This window comes from Pantoea sp. (assembly GCF_039594315.1).
In the GTDB taxonomy this organism is placed as follows: Bacteria; Pseudomonadota; Gammaproteobacteria; order Enterobacterales; family Enterobacteriaceae; genus Pantoea.
The window spans coordinates 1-4,019 of the sequence record NZ_JBCNNP010000106.1 but is presented as its reverse complement, the minus strand read 5'-3'; the positions used below and the strand labels follow the sequence as shown (position 1 = coordinate 4,019).

5 protein-coding genes and 1 other annotated feature are annotated in these 4,019 nt (G+C 50.7%); of the genes, 4 read left to right on the top strand and 1 reads right to left on the bottom strand.

Translation table 11 applies throughout. The features are described 5' to 3' along the window. The first annotated feature begins 31 nt into the window (after nt 1–31). The 4 genes from bamD to pheA all read left to right on the top strand — a co-directional run bounded on the left by bamD (nt 32) and on the right by pheA (nt 2,781). On the top strand, nt 32–772 hold the full coding sequence (bamD, locus tag ABDW13_RS23350; RefSeq protein ID WP_343554878.1) for an outer membrane protein assembly factor BamD: 741 nt from the start codon (nt 32–34) through the stop codon (nt 770–772). Nucleotides 773–1,047: 275 nt separating this feature from the next. Continuing rightward, nucleotides 1,048–1,374, top strand: a complete 327-nt coding sequence (gene raiA / locus ABDW13_RS23345; RefSeq protein ID WP_008109009.1) for a ribosome-associated translation inhibitor RaiA — start codon at nt 1,048–1,050, stop codon at nt 1,372–1,374. 96 nt (nt 1,375–1,470) lie between these two features. Beyond that, nucleotides 1,471–1,595, top strand: a sequence feature (Phe leader region). After that, a complete protein-coding gene (gene pheL / locus ABDW13_RS23340) occupies nt 1,472–1,519 on the top strand; it encodes a phe operon leader peptide (protein ID WP_010723158.1) in 48 nt (15 codons plus the stop codon). Its footprint overlaps the feature before it by 48 nt. A 22-nt stretch (nt 1,596–1,617) precedes the next feature. Next, on the top strand, nt 1,618–2,781 hold the full coding sequence (pheA, locus tag ABDW13_RS23335; RefSeq protein WP_343554877.1) for a bifunctional chorismate mutase/prephenate dehydratase: 1,164 nt from the start codon (nt 1,618–1,620) through the stop codon (nt 2,779–2,781). 34 nt (nt 2,782–2,815) lie between these two features. On the opposite strand, the gene tyrA is transcribed toward pheA, so the two are convergent. After that, nucleotides 2,816–3,937 carry a bifunctional chorismate mutase/prephenate dehydrogenase gene (gene tyrA / locus ABDW13_RS23330; RefSeq protein WP_192236525.1) on the bottom strand — a complete coding sequence of 374 codons (1,122 nt, stop codon included), beginning with the start codon at nt 3,935–3,937 and terminating at the stop codon, nt 2,816–2,818. Nucleotides 3,938–4,019 lie beyond the last annotated feature (82 nt).

The window sequence follows — 4,019 nt, the reverse complement described above, 5'->3', positions numbered from 1 at the left end:
GCTACAACACTTTGAGGATAATCATTTCGTCATGACGCGTATGAAACATCTGGTGGCTGCTGCCACACTGAGCCTGAGCCTGGCGCTTGTGGGTTGTTCCAGCTCATCGGATCCAGTCCCAGACAGCCCGCCGTCTGAAATTTATGCCACGGCCCAGCAAAAGCTGCAGGACGGTAACTTTAAAGCGGCGATTAAGCAACTGGAAGCATTGGATAACCGCTATCCGTTTGGTCCTTATTCGCAGCAAGTACAACTGGATTTGATCTACGCGTATTACAAAAATGCCGATCTGCCACTGGCGCAAGCCGCTATCTCGCGCTTTATGCGTCTGAATCCAACCCATCCAAACATTGACTATGTCATCTATATGAAAGGTCTGACGGATATGGCGTTGGATGATTCTGCGCTACAGGGCTTCTTCGGTATCGATCGTTCTGATCGTGATCCGACGCACGCTCGTGATGCTTTCCGTGACTTCTCCCAGTTACTGCGCGGCTATCCGAACAGCCAATATGCGGCGGATGCGCAGAAACGTTTGGCATTCTTGAAAGAGCGCCTGGCGAAGTATGAACTCTCGGTGGCGCAATTCTATACCAAGCGCGGTGCCTATGTCGCTGTTGTTAACCGCGTGGAGAGTATGATGAAGGATTATCCGGATACCGCAGCGACTCATGAAGCGCTGCCATTGATGGAAAATGCTTATCGCCAGCTGCAGCTGACGGCTGAAGCAGACAAAGTGGCAAAAATCATTGCGGCTAATAGCCAGTCCTGATTTTACAGCCACAAAAAAGCAGCCCAAGTGGCTGCTTTTTTTATGTCTGTTAAGCGAGAAGTTGTTAGAAACGAGCTTTCATCGCTGCGGTTATCCAGTCGATAGTGCGCCCTTCTCTCATATCCTTCAAGCAATTCCCGCCACTTTCCCGGCCTTTCTCACAATTACCTGGCATTGACAAAAAGTGACATTTCAATGTGATCTTGATCACATATTTTCTCAATATCCACGGTATGCTGGACCTACCCACACGGAAATGACAGAGAGGTTTAACTATGATTCTGAACATTACCAGCAAACAAATGGAAATCACCGAGGCCATCCGCAATCACGTTGAAGAACGCCTCGCCAAGCTGGAAAAATGGCAAACACATCTGATAAACCCTCACATAGTGTTATCGAAAGAGCCGAAAGAATTTGTGGCAGATGCCACCATCAATACGCCGAACGGCACGCTGGTCGCCAGCGCGAAACACGATGATATGTATACGGCCATCAATGACTTGATCGCCAAGCTGGAGCGACAACTTAATAAAGCGCAGCACAAACCCGAAGCACGTCGCGCCAACAGCAGTGTGAAAGATTTTCTTCCTACGGAATAAACAGACATCTTCAGTAACGCGCCTACGGGCGCGTTTTTTATTGACAGCTTTAAATCGCAGCGGTTACTCTCAAGGCACTTTAGTTTTGGAAACAACCATGAAACATATCCCGTTCTTCTTCGCATTCTTTTTTACCTTCCCCTGATTGGGAGGCGATTCGTCATGTGAAAATGAATGCGAAGACGAACAACAAAGCCTCCCAAATGGGAGGCTTTTTTATTGGACATTTTACAGGTGAGCCCTATGAATCCCGAAAATCCGCTGCTGGCATTACGCGATAAAATCAGCGCCGTTGATGAAAAACTCTTAGCGCTTTTGTCGGAGCGTCGCATACTGGCCGTTGAAGTTGCGCAGGCTAAACTGGCAACGCATCGCCCTATCCGCGATGTTGAGCGTGAACGCGCTCTGCTGGAAAACTTAATTTCACTGGGTAAAAAGCATCAGCTTGATGCGCATTACATCACTCGCCTGTTTCAGTTGGTGATTGAAGATTCGGTTCTTACTCAGCAAGCCTTGTTGCAAAAGAATCTCAACCATCCACATGCTCACGCACCGCGCATTGCATTCCTCGGTCCGAAAGGTTCCTACTCACATCTTGCGGCGCGCAAATACGCCACCCGACATTTTGATTCGATGGTTGAGATCGGCTGTCTGAAATTCCATGACATCATCCATCAGGTGGAAAGTGGACAAGCGGACTACGCGGTGATGCCGATTGAAAATACCAGCTCTGGTTCGATCAACGACGTTTACGATCTGCTTCAGCAAACCACGCTATCGATCGTGGGTGAGCTGACCATTCCAATTGAGCACTGTGTGCTGGTCAACGGCAGCACCGATTTGCAGCAGATCGAAACGGTTTACAGTCATCCTCAGCCATTCCAGCAGTGCAGCCAGTTCATTAATCGTTTCCCGCAGTGGAAAATCGAATACACCGAAAGCACCGCTGCAGCGATGGAGAAAGTGGCAGCGATGAATTCACCAAAGGTTGCCGCATTGGGTAGCGAAGCGGGCGGTGAGCTGTATGGATTGCAGGCGATGGAGCGCAATCTGGCCAATCAACAGCAGAACCATACGCGCTTCATCGTGCTGGCACGTAAAGCGATTGAAGTTTCTGGTCAGGTTCCGGCGAAAACAACATTGATCATGGCGACGGGTCAACAAGCGGGGGCATTGGTTGAAGCGCTGATGGTATTACGTAACCACGGCCTCATCATGAGCAAACTGGAAAACCGTCCCATCAACGGCAATCCGTGGGAAGAGATGTTTTATATTGATGTGCAGGGCAATCTGCAGTCAGAAAATATGCAGTTGGCGTTAACCGAGTTGAGCGGCTTAACCCGTTCATTAAAAGTTCTTGGCTGCTATCCAGGCGAGAATGTGGTGCCGGTTGAGCCGCGCCTTTAAGCAAAAAGGCATCCTCACGGATGCCTTTTGTTTTTTACTGCCGGCTATCGTTCGCCGATCGCAGCATGCTTCTGCTTTCGACCAGGAAGCGTTTCGCGTAATCACCAAACCAGTGTTCGACGCGCTCAAAGCTATCGATAAAGGCTTGCTTATCGCCCTGCTCGAGCAGTTTGATCGCATCGCCAAATCGCTGGTAATAACGTTTAATCAGCGCCAGATTACTCTCCGAGGACATGATGATGTCCGCGTAAAGCTGCGGATCCTGCGCAAACAGACGTCCAACCATTGCCAGTTCAAGGCGGTATATCGGTGAAGATAGCGCCAGCAGCTGATCCAGATTAACGTTCTCTTCCGCCAGATGCAGACCGTAAGCGAAAGTCGCAAAGTGACGCAGTGCCTGAATAAACGCCATATTCTGGTCGTGCTCAACGGCACTGATACGATGCAGCCGCGCGCCCCAAACCTGAATCTGCTCAAGGAACCACTGATAGGCTTCCGGCTGACGGCCATCACACCAAACCACAACCTGCTTTGCCAGGCTGCCGCTGTCCGGACCAAACATCGGATGCAAGCCCAGAACCGGTCCGGTGTGCGCGGCCAGCATCGCCTGCAGCGGGCGATTCTTCACCGAAGCCAGATCGACCAGAATGCAGTCTTCTGGCAATTTTGGCAGCTCACCGATGATTTGCTCGGTCAGATGAATTGGCACACTGATGATCACCATGCCCGCATTTTTCAGCAGCTCGTCAGAGCGTTCCCAATCGCCTTTATCCAGAATGCGGACCTGATAGCCAGAAAGCGTCAGCATCTTTTCAAACAGACGCCCCATCTGGCCGCGGCCACCTACAATCACCACCGGACGCAACGTCGGACACAGCGTTTTGAAGCCTTTGTCATTTTCATGCGCATAGGATTCACGCATCAAACGACGCAATACATCTTCAATCAAGTCCGGCGACACGCCGAGCGCTTCAGCTTCCTGGCGGCGTGAAGCCAGCATGCTGGCCTCACGCTCAGGAACATAGATCGGCAAACCGTAGCGGCTTTTAACTTCCCCTACTTCGGCTACCAGCTCCAGTCGTTTTGCCAGTAACCCAAGCAGTGCTTTATCTACTTCATCGATTTGATCGCGTAGCGCGGTCAGTTCAGCCACCATGACTCATTACACCTCGTGTGACAGACGCGCCGACAGCACTCCCTGCAGATCCTGATGGATTTCACGCAGCAACGTTTCAGTG